We start from the raw sequence: 15,284 nt of genomic DNA, 5'->3' as shown, positions 1-15,284 counted from the left end.
TATCGACCTCACCCGGTCTGACGCGGCCTGACGACCAGGGCATGATCCTTGCCTGACCTCTTTCGCAGCCCACCATCCCGGCGCTGCGTTTTGCCGAATGCCCTATCCGGGTGGCCGGCGTGAAGCTGGAGATACACGATGTCTACCGAACCCGTCACTTTGATGGTGGCCCGCCGCGTGCGCGATGGCCGCTACCACGAGCTTCTCGCCTGGCTGCACGAGGGCGAACAACTGGCTGCGGACTTTCCCGGCTATCTCGGTTCAGGCGTCCTGGCGCCTCCGCCCGGTGACGACGAATTTCAGATCATCTTCCGCTTCGCCGATGAGCAGACCCTCGACACCTGGGAGCATTCGGCATCGCGTCGTGCCTGGTTGCAACGCGGCGGCGAACTGTTCGGCCAGCCCTATGAGCATCGCGCGCGCGGCATCGATACCTGGTTCGGCAGCAACGAAAACGCTCCACCGCCGCGCTGGAAGCAGAGCGTGGCGATCTGGTTGGCGTTCTTTCCCGTGTCGCTACTGTTTAACGTCCTGTTCGGCGGTGCCCTCAGCGAATTGAGCCTGGTCGCGCGTATCTTGCTCAGCACCCTGGCGCTAACGCCGCTGATGACCTATTTGTTCATTCCGCTCTCTACGCGCCTGCTGGCGCCCTGGCTGCATATCCCGCCTCGCCCTGGCGCCCGTCACGGCAAACAACCGGCGCCTGCCCGCTGACCGGAACGGGCGCGGTCGGATAAAAACATTGCCGCCATTCGTCCGGCGCCATTAAAGTGCCACCCCTGCGTGCCGATAGCCTCAATTCCATTGAACGCGCCTCGGCGCGCGTAGCCGACCTGATCGCCTCAAGGCAACGCAGCCAAACATCGATATCGAGGCGACTCCAGTACCGCGTGAAGTGCGCAGCCGGTCGCTGCGATGACCGAACCGATGAATGTAGCAGCGGATGAATACCCGATGACCAGCAAGAAAACACCTGCATCGTCCCGACGTAGCTACAACGTCCTGTTGGCGGCGGTCAGCCTGCTGTTTCCGTCGGCGACCCGCGGCCGAAGCCGATGCCCATGACGCTCGGTAAACGCACGCTGCTGGTGATCTTCCCGGTCATCCTGATCATCCAGCTGCTTGCCGCCACGACCGCCTACCTGACCCAGCGAAATTCGCTGGTGGGCCTCGAACAGGCGCGCCTGGCGCAGCAGTTATCCGCACTAAAGTCCGCCTTCATGGACTACGAGGCATTCAATCGCAGCGTGTTCTACTCGATCGTCGATAGCGAGGCGCTGCGGCTGTTCCTACACGAGTCGGATACCGCCTATCGCAACGAGACGCTGGGGCGGCGCGTTCAGCAGAGCATTCGTTCGCTATCCACCACCTCGCTATCGTTCGCCTCCTTCGCCATCGTCGAGCCCAACGGTAAGGTCGCCTACTATTTCGAGAGCAGCCCGTCGCCTGTCGCCAGCATGAACGCCACCCAGCAGCGGATCGTCCACGAGGCCAGGCAGGCGTCAGAAACCGGCGAAATGACCTATGTGGAAAACGCCGAAGGCGGACCGCTGCTGCTGGACACCGATTTCATTTTGCAGGCTTCGACCAGCCGGCCATTGCCGACTCAGCGGCCGGAGGCGTTCGCCTTGCAACTGGCCGTGCGACCGGAGCGATTCATCGCACTGAAAAACAGCCTGGAGCGGGAATACGGCGCCGCAGTACAGATCGCCCCGGTGCTGCCGCCAGCCGCGCAGGGCCTGTCGGCCGACATTCAGCTGTCGCGCTCGCTGCATGCGCGATTGGCGCCTGCACCCGACTACATCACCGAGCGCCTGCAGAGGCTGAGATTGGCCTTTCTCATCGGCGGTTCGCTGATCTGCCTGATTTCCATTGGCCTGTTGTTGCTGCTAATCCGCCGCTATGTCACTGATCCCATCAGCCAGCTCGACAGCCAGCTCACCGACCTGTTGCTGTGCAAGCGCGCCGCCCTCGATGAGCCCAGCGATGGCGGCGAGATCGGCCGCCTGACCCTCAACATGAAGACGCTGCACGAGCGCAACACCGCCGCCCTGCAACGCATTCAGGAGATATCCTGGACCGACAGCCTGACCCACATCAGCAACCGCGCCCATTTCAGCGTGCTGGCCAGCGCCATGTATGACCAGTGCGCACAGAGCGGCAGACAGTTGGCGCTGTTGTTTCTCGATCTGGACAACTTCAAGCTGGTCAACGATCAGCATGGCCACAATGCCGGCGATGCGCTGCTGCGGATCTTCGCCCAGCGCGTGCAGGGTGCGCTCGAGCGGCACCAGCGGGAGCATCCGCACACCGAAACGGCGTTTGCGCGACTGTCCGGCGACGAGTTCGCGATTTTGCTGATGGCAGATGCCGACAACGACACCCTGGCGGCGCTCACCGAAGCCTTGCTCGGCCTGTGCCGAAGCGGCTTCCGTCTGGAGCATCGCATCAACCCGGTCAGCGTCAGCATCGGCACCGCCCGCTATCCCGCCGACGCGGACTCCGTCACCCAACTGCTGATCCGCGCCGATACCGCCATGTATCAGGCCAAGGCCGAGGGCAAGAACGCCGCGGTGGCCTTCTCGGCGCAGCTCGAGCAGCGCAACCAGCACATCCGCGTAATCGAGGAAGAGTTACGCGCCCTCAATGGCGACGACCAGTTTCGCCTGGTCTATATGCCGGCAGTGGATCGCGAGGGTGCGGTGGTCAGCTGCGAGGTACTGCTGCGCTGGCATTCGCCGGTACTGGGCACGGTCTCGCCAGGCGAGTTCATCCCTATTGCCGAGCGCGCCGGCCTGTTTCCGAAGATCGATAGCTGGGTCATCGACCACGCATTGGCCGGCTATCAGGAGCTGGTCAGGCTGTTCGGCGAGGGCGTGATACTCGCGATCAACGTGTCGTCGGCGCAGCTGGCCGATGACCGCATTTGCAGCTGCCTGATCGAGCGCGCCGCGCACTACGGCATCGCGCCGAGCAGCATCGAAATCGAGCTCACCGAGACCTTCGCTGCCGAACTGAGCAGTAACACCATGGAAGTGGTGCGCGCGATTCGCCAGGCCGGTTTCCGCGTCGCCATCGATGATTTCGGTGTCGGTTACACCTCGATTCAGCAGTTGCTAGAATATCCGGCCGATACCATCAAGCTGGACATGGCCATCATTCAGCGCCTGACCCAGCCGGAAATGCAGCAGAGCCTGACGGCGCTCATTGCCTTCTGCCAAGCGCAGGGCAAGCGGGTCAATGCCGAAGGCGTCGACACCCTGGAAAAGCAGTCGGCATTGCTCGAAGCCGGCTGCGATCTGTTTCAGGGCTACTTGATTTCACCGCCGCGTTCGGTGGCGGCGTTGGGTGATTGGGTGGAGGTACGCAACCGCAACCAGGCCAATCCGGGCCTGGAACATCTACCAGGCCGGGTCGTTCCACTGGAGGGTTGAGGCGCGCCGCAACGTGGTTCAGACCTCATCCGGTTCTTGCTCCTTCTCGCCCAATCGTCGATACAGGGTGCGCCGGCCAATGTCGAGCAGTGCCGCGGCGCGACGCTTGTTGCCGTCGACCCGTTCCAGCACGTGGCGGATATAGCGCGTTTCCAGCTCGTCCAGGGTCGGTAGCAGCGGGCCGTCGATCATCAGCCCGAGCAATTCATCCGCGCCGCCGTCGGGCGTGCTGTCCTGATAGCTGGCGATCCGCGCCGGCAGGTGCTCCAGCTCGATGTTGCGGCCATGGCAGAAGGTCACGGCACGCTCCATGGCGTTCTGCAGTTCACGCACGTTGCCGGGGAAGGGATAGCGCCGCAATTGCTCCAGCGCCGCGCGCGACAGCCCGCGCACCGGTCGTCCGTCACGCGCGGCGAAATGCGCGACGAAGCCGGCGGCGAGCAGCTCCCGGTCTTCCTCACGGTCGCGCAACGGCGGCACCTGCAGAATGAAAGTCTCCAGGCGGAAGAACAGGTCCTCGCGAAAGGATTCGCGCCCAGCCGCCGTTTCCAGCGGGCGGTTGCTGGCGGCGATAATGCGCACATCAACGTTCAATTCGCGCTCACCGCCCACCGGGCGGATAGTGCCCTCCTGCAGCACGCGCAGCAGTTTGGCTTGCAGCGGCATGGGCATTTCGCCGATTTCGTCGAGAAACAGAGTGCCGCCATCGGCTTGCTGGAACAGGCCCTTATGAGCGCGATGGGCGCCGGTGAAGGCGCCCGCGGCATGGCCGAAAAATTCGCTTTCCAACAGTTCGGCCGGCAACCCGGCGCAGTTGATCGCCAGGAACGGCCGCTGCGCACGTTCGCTCTCGGCGTGCACCGCGCGGGCGACCAGCTCTTTGCCGGTGCCGCTTTCGCCGATCACCAGCACCGGGCCGGCCGCGCGGGCCAATTGCCGGATCTGGTCGAACAATCCGCGCATCACGCGGCTGCGCCCAAGCATGCCGTGGAAGCGGTCATCGCTCAGCAGTTGCTGGAAGCGCCGCACCTCGTCGCGCAAATGGCGGGTTTCCAATGCCCGTGAAACGGCGAGGCCGAGATGATCGAGGTCCAGCGGTTTGGTGAGAAATTCGTCGGCGCCCTCTTTCAGCGCGGCCACCGCCTGCTGAATGCTGCCGAACGCCGTAATGACCAAGAAAGCCGGTGCCGCCTGCATTGCCTTGACCCGGCGCAGCAGCGCCATGCCGTCGGCACCCGGCAGGCGCAGGTCGCTGACGACCAGGTCCGGCTCCCAGCTTTCCAGCAAGGGCACCGCGTCCTCGGCGCTGGCTTCGGCACGCACGTGCAGCGCGCGGTCTTCCAGTTCCTCGACCAGCAATTGCCGCAGACTGTCGTCGTCCTCCACCACCAGCACTCGCTGTGGGGCGGTGTCATCCTTTTGCATCAAAGTTGTCCTCGTCGGCCAATGCCAGGGAAATACGAAACGCCGCGCCACCCAGCGGGCTTTCCACCAGATCGATACGGCCGCCGCATTCGGCCACTACGCCATGCGCCACGGCGAGCCCGAGCCCGCTGCCCTTGCCCACCGGTTTGGTGGTGAAGAAGGGCTCGAACAGCGCCGCCCGATGTTGCTCGGCCACGCCGGGCCCATCGTCCTCGACCTGGAACAGCAGGCAATCCGCCTCTTGCCACCAGCGCAGCACCACGCGCCCGCCGAGGCTGGCCTGGGCAGCATTGCGCAACAGATTGGTCAGCGCCTGTTCGAAACGTGGCGGGTCGACCTCGCAGTGCAGCGTGGCGGGCGGCGCTTCAAGTTGCAGATGGACGTTCAACGTGGCCAGTTCGTCAGCCACCGCGGCCGCGGCCGAGTGCGCCAGCACATCGGCCGGCATGCGTCGCGCCGGGCGTCCGGCGGCGCGACCGAACTCCAGCAGCTGACGGACGATTTCGCTCAGGCGCTGCACCTGGCTGCGGATCTGCAGCAAGCCCTTGCGCTGCGTGTCCTCCAAGCTGTCGCTGCGCAAAACACGCTGGGCCTTGCCATCGATGACGCTGAGCGGGCTGCCCAGTTCATGGGCGACCCCGGCTGCCAAACGTCCGACCGCAGCCAGTTGCTGTGTGCGGCGCAGGCGGGCTTCCAGTTCCGCTTCACGGGTTTTCTGTTCGGCCATCTGTTGTTCGGCATCGGCGATGCTGTCGAGCATCTGGTTCAGCGCTCGACCGAGCACAGCGATCTCCTGCGGGCCGCTGCGCGGCGCACGATGCTGACGGTCGCCCGCAGCCACACGCGCCATGCTCTGGGTCAGTTGCTGCAAATGTTTGCCGATCGCCGACCAGTGGCCGAGCAGGACGATGCATACCGCGGCCAATGCCAGCAGACCGGCAGAAACGCCGGCAATCAGCCGCAACCGTCGGGTGTCACGTTCGAAATCGTTCCAGCGCCGGGTAACCTGCAGCAACCCGTTGATGCGCCCGCCGCTCTGTTCCAGCGGCAGAAAATACGAATACACCTCGCGACCGCGAATCCGTTGGTAGCCACCTCGACGTTTGCCGTCGGCGGTAAGCTCCTGAATCGAGGTCTGGTCCTGGTCCGGCTCGATGGCGCCGGCGAAAGCCACTAGCTCGCCTTGGTCGTCATAGAGGTAAGCGCCATAGACCCGGCCGACGCCAAGCACGGACTCCAGCACCTGTTGCATGGTGCGATCGTGCTTGCGTTCGAGGCTATCGCTGAGCGGCAGCCGGACCGCCCGCGCGACCAGTTCGACCTCCTCCTGTAAACGTCGCTCGCTGTTGCGCTCGACCGTCCACAGCAGCAAGTAACTGAAGCCGAGCATGATCGCCACCAGCGGAATCACCACCTTCAAAACCAGCGCGCCGCGCAGGCTCGATATACGTTGCCAAACTGCTACATGTGCCATTTTGGCACGATACAGTTCAGCGTTGTCGGCGTCGAGGCAAGTGGGACCGACGGTAAAACCTCTTTAAAATCAGCGTATTGATATTAACGCCTGGTTTGGCATGGCTGATGCAAAGTCACTGACGTATTCCAAAGCACAGGATCTTAAGCATGACCAAGCTAACCACTCGCCTCGCTTCCGCCAGCCTCGTCGCCTTGTTCATGGCGGCCGGCGCCTCGCAAGTTTCTGCCCAACAGGCCACTCAGGCACCGGCCACCCAGCCAGCTCCGGCGATGCAAGCAGCGGACATCAGCGACCAGAAGTTGGAAAAGTTTGCCGACTCGCTGGGCGAGATCATGGAGATCCGTGAAGACTTCACCGCCAAGCTGGAGAAAACCGGCGATCCGGCCGAGGCCCAGCAGCTGCAGCAGCAGGCCAACGAGAAAATGATGAATACCGTTGCCGAAAATGACCTCAGCATTGCTGAGTACAACGCCATTAACCAGGCGGTGCAGAACGACCCGAAACTGCGTGATCGCGTCGTCGCGATGGTGCAGAACTAAGACTAGCGATTCAACGAGCCCCGCCCTGGCGGGGCTTTTTCATGCCAGCTACGTGCCGATGCCGACCGATTCAGTGACGTAGGGTGGGCCGGGTGGCGTCCCGCTTTAGCCCACCAGAAACACCGTCACTCCATTGTGGTGGGCTAAAGCCCACCCTACCAGGCCGCAAAGAGTGCTCCGGGAGTTCGCGTGCCACGCAGCACCAGGGGGGCCGGCGGCGCTCCGCTTCAGCGTAGGGTGGGCTTCAGCCCACCGTTACCCAGACTGACGGGCTGAAGCGGAACAACGAGCACCTCGCTTGGTCACCGGCCGCGTAGCGCCAGGCCCTTCAGAAAATTGCGTAGTAGCTGATCACCACAGGCGCGGTAGTTGCTGTGCCCGGCTTTGCGGAACAGCGCGCTGAGTTCCGGCTTGGATACCGGGAAATCCGCCGCTTTGAGGATTGCGTGTATGTCGTCTTCCTTCAGCTCGAACGCCACGCGCAGCTTTTTCAGCACCATGTTGTTGGTAATCGGCAGTTCGATGGGCGGCGTCGGGCGGCTTTCGTCCTTGCCACGCTTGTAGATCACCAGGCCATCGAGGAAATGCGCCATGATCCGGTCGCCGCAAGGTTTGAAGCCGGCCTCGTCATCCTTCTTCAGATAGGCCTCGGCCTCCGCATCGGGGATGTCGCAGCCCGTGAGCCGGGTGATCTCAGCGATTTTCGCGTCGCTTACGTTGAGGATGTAACGCAGGCTGCGCAACACATCGTTATTGACCATGGGCAATCCTTACTTCGTTTGTATGAGCGAGCGCGGCGATACGTGATTGCGCTGAATCCGGTGATCCAGGCAATGACAGTGGTGGCTCGGATGGGCGCGGAGTATAGGGGATAGCGCAAATTTTCAGGAAAGCACCGCTCGAACGGCACTTGGCAGGGCGACAAGCCGACAGCTGCATCGCCCGTCCGTTGTCACCGCTATTGCGGTAACTCCACGCTGACCTTGATCGCCGAATACCAGGCCGTCAGATCGGCAATATCGGCGTCGCTCAAACTTGCGGCAATCACGCTCATCTGCGGATGTTTGCGCGCACCACTGCGGAACGCTTTCAGCTGGCCAGCCAGATAGAGTTCACCATTGCCGGCCAGATTGGGCGCGTCCGCCGCTTTGCTCAGCCCATCGAGGCCGTGGCAGGCCGCGCACATCTTTGCCTTGGCTTTGCCGGCTGCAATATCGCCTGCTGCTTCCACCGTAATCGTCATCGCGCACAGCGCCGCGAGAAGGACGAGCCGGTGAATCAGCCATCCGTTGCAATTACCTGATGCCATGGGTTTTCCTTGATGCATGTGGCTGACCGCGCCGCCAAACAGCGCGACGCGGTCAGCCCTGATGGCCTGGGTAGATCAGTTCTTGCCGCCGTCGTAAGAGATGCGGTAGATGGCGCCGGCGGTGTCATCGCTGACCAGCAGGGAGCCATCCTTCAACTGGGCCACGTCGACGATACGGCCGAAGTATTCGCCGGTTTCCTCGTTCAGCCAGCCTTCGGCGAAAGGCACCGTATCGCCGGACGGCGCGCTGCCGTCAGCGGCGAAAGGCGTGAACATCACCCGCGCGCCGGCCGGCACGGTGCGGTTCCAGCTGCCGCGCTGCGCACTGAACAGGCCACCGCGATACTTCTCGGGAAACATCTTGCCGGTATAGAACGTCAGCCCCATATCCGCGGCATGGGCCACGGTTTCCACGACTGGAAAGGTCAGGCCCTCCGGTGGCGTCTCCTCGGCGTACTCGTTGGTGCGCACCTGACCGCCGCCATACCAGGGCATGCCGAACCGCATGCCGGCTTTCGGCGCGTGGTTGATTTCGCCGGGCGGGGTGTCGTCGCCCATGCCATCTACCTGATTGTCGGTAAACCACAGCTCCTGGGTGGTCGGGTTGTAGGTGATACCGACCGAGTTGCGCACGCCAGTGGCATAAACCTCGCGTTTGCTGCCATCGCGCTCCATGCGCACGATGCCGCCAATACCATGCTTGGTGTACAGGTCGAGCTTGTCCTTGGGCGGCACGTTGTGGGGCTGGCCGAGGGAAACGGTCAGCTTGTTGTCAGGCCCCACAGCGCAGACCCTGGCGCCGTGGTTGTAACTCTCCTCATCGGCCGGAATCAGCTCGCCCGTCGGCACGACGATGTCTGCCGCCACATCCGGACCTTCGTAGAAAAACTCGGCGGCGGGAAACACCAGCACGCGGTTGTGCTCGGCGACGAACAAAAAGCCATCGGGACTGAAGCACGGGCCCGGCTGGGTAAAGGAGATGGCCGGCGCGAAGCGTTTGACTTCATCGGCGGTGCGATTCTTGGTCCGGTCGGTAACCGCCCATAGATCGGTCTTGCGGGTGCCGACGAACACCACGCCGCTGGACGGCCCAACCGCCATGTGCCGCGCATCCGGTACCACCGCGTAGAGGTCGATCTTGAAGCCGTCCGGCAGTTTGATGCGTTTGAGGTTGTCCCGAATCGCATCGGCGATCTCGCCGTCCTGCGGCACGGTTTTCATATCGAGGGACTGGCCGGTGGTCTTCATCGAACGCATGCGTTCCAGCGCCTCGTCACTGGTCGGTGCGGCCAGCACCAGCCCGGACATGCAAATCAGCAAGGCACTCAGGGGAGCGTATTTCATAGGGCACCAACCTCATCGAAGGGTCGTCTCGCTGGACGATCATTGTTGTTGTGCGCAGCGCCTCCCCATGCCGCAGCAGTGACCATGTGCAACCACTTCAGAGATATGAAATCGGGAGCTCTGTCACAGAGTAGCGCCAAACGAAACGTTTGCCAGACAGCCGGCTACAAGCGATCTCAGCTCAGGCGGTACCTTTTTGCGCCAGTTCCGATGGCCAGCCTCGCCCCATCATCGGCTTGACCGCCAATCTAGAGCGCCCGAGCAACCTGTTGATTCGCTTGTCAGAGTCAGGGCGTGGCGGAACGGATCGCTCCGGGCCCGCTTAACAATCAAATTGGAGATCCGCATGAAAAGAGCTGCATTAAGCCTTGGTGTATGGCTGGCTTGCGCTAATGCGTGGGCCGTTACGCCAGGGACACACTGGGATTATTTCGGCGACGCGGGGCCGGAAAATTGGGCAAAGCTAACGCCGGAATTCGGCGCATGCGCGGGCAAGAACCAGGCGCCGGTCGACCTCAACGGATTCGTCGAGGCCGACCTGGCACCGCTACAAATCAGCTACACGGCAGGCGCCAGCAAGGCCGTCAACAACGGCCACACGGTACAGGCCATCTACGAGCCCGGCAGCCACCTCACGCTCGACGGCAAGCAGTACGACTTGCTGCAGTTCCACTTTCATATGCCCAGCGAGAACCAGATAAAAGGCCAGTCCTACCCGCTCGAAGGGCACCTAGTGCATGCGGACAAGAATGGCAATCTTGCGGTCATCGCACTGATGTTCAAGGACGGTGAGGAGAACGCCGCACTGGCGCGTTTGTGGAGCGCGCCGCCGACAGAAGGTCAAACTCAGCAGATCACGCCCGTGGCGAATGTCACCGAACTGCTGCCCGCCAACCTCGATTACTACCGCTTCAACGGCTCGCTCACTACGCCACCCTGCACCGAAGGCGTGCGCTGGTTGGTGCTGAAGCAGCCGGTCGTCGCCTCGCACGAGCAGATCGAAGCGCTGAAAAAGGCCGTGGGGCATACCAATAACCGGCCGCTGCAACCGCTCAATGCCAGGATCGTCCTTCAGTAGAGACGTGGCGACATGGACGTTCCCACGAGGCGGGATCATCGCAATGATGTTCCGCCTCAGATGCCCGCACTCCGGCCCGCATGACAGCCTCAACCCGCGAAGCTACACTGCGCGCCTTCTCGTCTATCCTTCGATTCGCCTGCCCGCCATGGCCCGCGAATTGATTTGCTGTCTCCACCTCTGCCGGGGCCACCGGCCAGGACTCCTCATGATTCGCATCAACGAACTGCAACTGCCGCTCGATCATCCCGCCGACGCTCTGCGCCAGGCTATCGTCGCGCGCCTGAAGATCGCCGATACCGAGCTGCTCGACTTCAATGTCTTCAAGCGCAGCTACGACGCGCGCAAGAAGAACAGCGAAATCACCTTCGTCTACATCATCGATGCCGACGTGGCGAACGAGGACCAGGTGCTGCAGCGTCTGGCTGACGACCGCAATATCCGCCCGGCCCCGGACACCGGCTATTACCCGGTCGGCCAGGCGCCCGAGGGGCTGAGCGAGCGTCCGCTGGTAATCGGTTTCGGCCCGTGCGGCCTGTTCGCCGCGCTGACGCTGGCGCAGATGGGCTTCCGACCGATCGTGCTGGAACGTGGGCGCGATGTGCGCAGCCGCACCAAAGACACCTGGGCGCTGTGGCGCAAAAAGGTGCTGAGCCCGGAATCCAATGTGCAGTTCGGCGAGGGCGGCGCGGGGCTGTTCTCCGACGGCAAGCTTTACAGCCAGATCAAGGACCCGAAATTCTACGGCCGCAAGGTGATGCACGAGTTCGTTCGCGCCGGCGCGCCGGACGAGATCATGTTCGTCAGCAAGCCGCACATCGGCACCTTCCGCCTGACCGGTGTGGTCTCGACCATGCGTGAAGAGATCAAGGCGCTGGGCGGTGAGGTGCGTTTCGATAGCCGTGTGGTCGATTTCATCATCGAGGACGGCCGCATCCAGGGCGTGCGCCTGGCCGATGGCGAGGAACTGCGCAGCCGCTACGTGGTGCTCGCCCTGGGCCACAGTTCGCGCGACACCTTCCGCATGCTGCACGAGCGCGGCGTGTATATCGAGGCCAAACCCTTCGCCGTGGGCTTTCGCATCGAGCATCCGCAATCGCTGATCGACAACGCGCGCCTGGGCAAGTACGCCGGCCATCCCGAGCTGGGCGCGGCCGACTACAAGCTGGTCTATCACGCCAAGAATGGCCGGGCGGTCTACAGCTTCTGCATGTGCCCGGGCGGCACCGTGGTGGCGGCGACCTCCGAGCCCAACCGCGTGGTCACCAACGGCATGAGCCAGTATTCGCGCAACGAGCGCAACGCCAATGCCGGCATCGTCGTTGGGATAAACCCGGACGAGGATTTCCCCGGCGGCCCACTGGCCGGCGTCGAGCTGCAGGAACAGCTGGAATCGCGCGCCTTCGAACTGGGCGGCAGCGATTACTGCGCACCGGGGCAGCTGGTCGGCGACTTCGTCCGTGGCAAAGCCTCGAGCGCGTTCGGCGAAGTCGAGCCTTCCTACAAGCCGGGCGTGCGTCTGGGCGATCTGGCGCCATCGCTGCCGGATTATGTGATCGAGGCGATCCGCGAAGCGCTGCCCGCGTTCGGCAAGCAGATCCGTGGCTTCGACCGCACCGACGCCATCCTCACCGGCATCGAGACGCGCACTTCGTCACCGGTGCGGATCAAGCGCGACAATGATTCTCTTCAAAGCATCAACACACGCGGGCTGTATCCAGCCGGTGAAGGCGCCGGTTACGCCGGCGGCATCCTTTCCGCAGGAGTCGACGGTATTAAGGTTGCAGAGGCGGTAGCGACGGCGATGTTGGCTGACCTGCAGAGCTGATCGGTTCGGCTGAGCCGCGCCGTTGCCGGTGTGGCGCGCTCGGCTTCACAGCACGCCTCTCGACAGTGAAACTCAACGCACTTCGAAGTGCTGTTCAGCCAACTTGCGGTCGCCCTGGAACACCAGGAAATGCCACTCACCTGGCACCAACTCATGTGTTTCGGTGAACTCGAAAGCCATCACGTCCAGCGGCGCATCGGGCACAAGCTTCTGTATGACCTCGTAGCGATCGTGTCGCTGTCCGCTCGGGTCGATTACACCGGGCGTCAGGTACAGCAAGGTAAGAGGCGTATCGTCGGCCCGTTTGCCTTCCAGCCGGTAACGCAGGCCGAACTTGGTGCCGATCTTCAATGGCACGTGATCGGCCTCCAGGATGCGCTGATCGCTACGGACCAGAACGCGCTCGCCGGGCTGTTGGTCCTGGTAGCGGTTTTCAAACACACCGGCCTCGATCGGCCCGGCAACGCGCACATCAGCGCAAGCAAAACCGGGCAACAACAAGGTGAATAGCAGCGGACGAAGGCTAGGCATAGTGGGCTCCCTGGCAGAAAAGCAGCGAGCCTATGACATTGGCGTGACAACCTCGTGACGCTGCGCCTTGCATACCCTGACGGGCCGTTGGCCGCTCAGTTCGACCTGCGCCACAGCAAATTTCAAAAAAAGCTACAGGCCGAGGACAGTGATAGAGTCGCAGCTGTCATTTACCGCCGCAGGAGAGACCATGCGCTCACCGTTCACCGCCCTATTGCTGGCATTGCCCCTTATTACCACTTCGCTGGCCTTCGCCGCGGAATCACCTGCGGGCCGCTGGCAAACCATCGACGATGAAACCGGCAAGCCCACGTCCATCATTGAAATACAGGAAGCCGCTGACGGCACGCTGAGTGGCAAGGTGGCAGAAATCCTGCGATCGAACCATGGCCCAAACCCGGTGTGCAGCGCTTGCGAGGGCGAGCGCAAAAACCAGCCGATCACCGGTATGACCATCCTCTGGGGCCTCAAGCCCGACGGCGAACGCGTCTGGAATGGCGGCAACATCCTCGACCCCGGCAAGGGCAAGACCTACCGCGCCAAGGTGACCATACTCGAAGGCGGCGAAAAACTGGAAATGCGTGGCTATATCGGCGTCGAAGCGCTCGGCCGCACCCAGACCTGGGTTCGCCAATAATCCGGGCGGCACCCTCGAGACCAAGCCGGGTCACACCCGGCCTCGATGCGCCCGTCCCCAGGCTCGCCAAGTGACCGCACGGCGCGAGGGACGCAGGGTCAAACCTTATATGCGTTCAGTCCTTTACGGCGCTCATGCGCAAACCAGGCTGTTGTCATACCGCGGATTCTGCGCGGTGATGCTGCTCGTCGTGGCCCCGCTGGCATCAGCCAACACCGAGCTGAACGCGGTCATTGACGAGGCTGAGCGGCTCGATCAGCTGGAAACCCTCATGGTCGCGCAAGATGGCGAGGTAATTGCCGAGCGCGGCTACCATGGCCATCGCACGAGCGCGCCGACCAATATCAAATCCGCATCCAAGACGGTGATCTCTGCGCTGGTCGGCATCGCCATCGACAGGGGCGTTCTTGAAGGTCCCGACCAGCGCATCGCCAATCTGCTCGAAGCTGATCTTCCCGCTAGCCCTGACCCTAGATTGCGTCAGGTGACGGTGGGTCACCTGCTCACGATGCAAGCCGGGCTCGGCTCGACTTCGGGACGCAACTACGGCGCCTGGGTGGCGAGCCGCAATTGGGTCCGAACCGCGCTGGCACGACCGTTCGAGACTGAACCGGGCGGGCCGATGATTTACTCCACCGGGTCGAGTCACCTGCTCTCGGCGATCCTCACCCGTCGCGCCGGCAAATCCACCCTGCAGCTGGCACGCCAATGGCTCGCACCGCTAGATGGCTTCGCCATCACCGCCTGGACGCGCGACCCGCAAGGCATCTACCTGGGCGGCAACGAAATGGCGATGACGCCCCGCTCGCTGTTGGCGTTCGGCGAGCTCTACCGGCGAGGCGGGGTCACGGAGTCCGGAAAACGATTGCTACCCGAGGATTGGATCGAGGCGTCCTGGACGCCGCGGACCCGCTCGCGCTACACCGGTCATGGCTACGGCTACGGTTGGTTCATCACCCAGCTTGGCGGCGAAGCCGTGCGGTATGGCTGGGGTTACGGCGGCCAGATGGTCTACGTGGTGCCTGGGCTCGACATGACGGTGGTGATGACTTCAAACACGCAGCAGCCGTCCGGCGGCGCCCTGGGCCACCGCGATGCGCTGCATCGATTGCTCGGTCAAATCATCGACGCGGTTCGCGAGACGGTGCCGCCTTCGGCGGGGTGACGGGAGTTGCCGCGGCGATCGGCCGGAGCTAGGTGCAGATCACGATTTTCCACTGAAAATCGATCAGGAGGTGTAAACCTTATTCAGGACTAGACAACCATCTAAATCTCTAGCCTAGATAAAGCTACGTCATCTGAAGTTCTAACCACGCCATCAATAATGGACAGATTATCCTCAGACTCCAAAACGCTAAAGCCACAATCCCCAAAATCAAAATACACGCCAACACAACCATCTTCCACATCCGAAATAACATACTGGTAAACAGCAAGCAGGTCCTGGCCAAGATATCTATTCAACTCATCGGAGCTCTGGATCGGGTACGCGAAATCATCGGACATCTCATCCAGCCCCAACAGCTCTGGCTCAGAGCCAACGGACAAAATTCTTAACACACCCTCCCCGATATCTAACGAAATCCACCCCGACCTAGAAAACTTAAAAAACAGAACCAGCATTTTACAAACCAAAGACCCCGACATAAAAAAAGACCGGAATCTAAAGTCACAAAGTCTCT

General features: G+C 62.4%; 14 protein-coding genes. 7 read left to right on the top strand and 7 right to left on the bottom strand.

Features of this window, described 5'->3' with window-relative positions:
• Positions 1-138 precede the first annotated feature (138 nt).
• Both AC2LD7_RS02155 and AC2LD7_RS02150 read left to right on the top strand, forming a co-directional pair.
• Positions 139-714, top strand: a complete 576-nt coding sequence (locus tag AC2LD7_RS02155; protein WP_484596210.1) for an antibiotic biosynthesis monooxygenase — start codon at positions 139-141, stop codon at positions 712-714.
• A 347-nt stretch (positions 715-1,061) separates the two neighbouring features.
• Complete coding sequence (locus tag AC2LD7_RS02150) at positions 1,062-3,434, top strand: putative bifunctional diguanylate cyclase/phosphodiesterase (protein ID WP_484596209.1); 2,373 nt, start codon at positions 1,062-1,064, stop codon at positions 3,432-3,434.
• Positions 3,435-3,452: 18 nt separating this feature from the next.
• Here the strand turns inward: AC2LD7_RS02150 and AC2LD7_RS02145 are convergent, their stop codons facing one another.
• Together AC2LD7_RS02145 and AC2LD7_RS02140 are read right to left on the bottom strand one after the other, a co-directional pair.
• Positions 3,453-4,859, bottom strand: a complete 1,407-nt coding sequence (locus AC2LD7_RS02145; RefSeq protein WP_484596208.1) for a sigma-54-dependent transcriptional regulator — start codon at positions 4,857-4,859, stop codon at positions 3,453-3,455.
• Positions 4,846-6,333 carry an ATP-binding protein gene (locus AC2LD7_RS02140; RefSeq protein ID WP_484596207.1) on the bottom strand — a complete coding sequence of 496 codons (1,488 nt, stop codon included), beginning with the start codon at positions 6,331-6,333 and terminating at the stop codon, positions 4,846-4,848. Before AC2LD7_RS02140 ends, AC2LD7_RS02145 begins: the two co-directional genes overlap by 14 nt.
• A gap of 149 nt (positions 6,334-6,482) precedes the next feature.
• Here AC2LD7_RS02140 and AC2LD7_RS02135 point away from each other — a divergent pair, with 149 nt between their 5' ends.
• Complete coding sequence (locus tag AC2LD7_RS02135) at positions 6,483-6,875, top strand: DUF4168 domain-containing protein (RefSeq protein WP_484596206.1); 393 nt, start codon at positions 6,483-6,485, stop codon at positions 6,873-6,875.
• Positions 6,876-7,177: 302 nt separating this feature from the next.
• Here AC2LD7_RS02135 and AC2LD7_RS02130 read toward each other — a convergent pair whose 3' ends face one another.
• The 3 genes from AC2LD7_RS02130 to AC2LD7_RS02120 all read right to left on the bottom strand — a co-directional run bounded on the left by AC2LD7_RS02130 (position 7,178) and on the right by AC2LD7_RS02120 (position 9,528).
• Positions 7,178-7,636 carry a YehS family protein gene (locus AC2LD7_RS02130; protein WP_484596205.1) on the bottom strand — a complete coding sequence of 153 codons (459 nt, stop codon included), beginning with the start codon at positions 7,634-7,636 and terminating at the stop codon, positions 7,178-7,180.
• A 197-nt stretch (positions 7,637-7,833) separates the two neighbouring features.
• Positions 7,834-8,118 carry a c-type cytochrome gene (locus AC2LD7_RS02125; RefSeq protein WP_484596253.1) on the bottom strand — a complete coding sequence of 95 codons (285 nt, stop codon included), beginning with the start codon at positions 8,116-8,118 and terminating at the stop codon, positions 7,834-7,836.
• A gap of 141 nt (positions 8,119-8,259) precedes the next feature.
• Positions 8,260-9,528: a PQQ-dependent sugar dehydrogenase gene (locus AC2LD7_RS02120; RefSeq protein WP_484596204.1), complete on the bottom strand. Its 1,269-nt coding sequence runs from the start codon at positions 9,526-9,528 to the stop codon at positions 8,260-8,262.
• A 346-nt stretch (positions 9,529-9,874) separates the two neighbouring features.
• On the opposite strand from AC2LD7_RS02120, the gene AC2LD7_RS02115 reads away from it, so the two are divergent.
• Together AC2LD7_RS02115 and AC2LD7_RS02110 are read left to right on the top strand one after the other, a co-directional pair.
• Entirely contained in the window at positions 9,875-10,606 is a 732-nt protein-coding gene (locus AC2LD7_RS02115) for a carbonic anhydrase (protein WP_484596203.1), read from the top strand.
• Between the two features lie 208 nt (positions 10,607-10,814).
• Positions 10,815-12,434, top strand: a complete 1,620-nt coding sequence (locus AC2LD7_RS02110; RefSeq protein WP_484596202.1) for an NAD(P)/FAD-dependent oxidoreductase — start codon at positions 10,815-10,817, stop codon at positions 12,432-12,434.
• Positions 12,435-12,506: 72 nt separating this feature from the next.
• On the opposite strand, the gene AC2LD7_RS02105 is transcribed toward AC2LD7_RS02110, so the two are convergent.
• On the bottom strand, positions 12,507-12,965 hold the full coding sequence (locus AC2LD7_RS02105) for a DUF3859 domain-containing protein (RefSeq protein ID WP_484596201.1): 459 nt from the start codon (positions 12,963-12,965) through the stop codon (positions 12,507-12,509).
• A gap of 190 nt (positions 12,966-13,155) precedes the next feature.
• Between AC2LD7_RS02105 and AC2LD7_RS02100 the strand changes: the two genes are divergently transcribed.
• Positions 13,156-13,602, top strand: coding sequence for a DUF2147 domain-containing protein (locus tag AC2LD7_RS02100; protein WP_484596200.1), 447 nt, complete (start codon positions 13,156-13,158; stop codon positions 13,600-13,602).
• Between the two features lie 178 nt (positions 13,603-13,780).
• Positions 13,781-14,767 (top strand): serine hydrolase domain-containing protein, encoded by a 987-nt coding sequence (locus AC2LD7_RS02095; protein WP_484596252.1) that lies wholly within the window; start codon positions 13,781-13,783, stop codon positions 14,765-14,767.
• Positions 14,768-14,868: 101 nt separating this feature from the next.
• Here AC2LD7_RS02095 and AC2LD7_RS02090 read toward each other — a convergent pair whose 3' ends face one another.
• A complete protein-coding gene (locus tag AC2LD7_RS02090; RefSeq protein WP_484596199.1) occupies positions 14,869-15,225 on the bottom strand; it encodes a hypothetical protein in 357 nt (118 codons plus the stop codon).
• Positions 15,226-15,284 lie beyond the last annotated feature (59 nt).

The sequence above is a fragment of the Stutzerimonas sp. genome (assembly GCF_982611455.1).
Note: the sequence above shows the minus strand (reverse complement) of the source record. Positions and strands in the feature narration are given on the sequence as shown.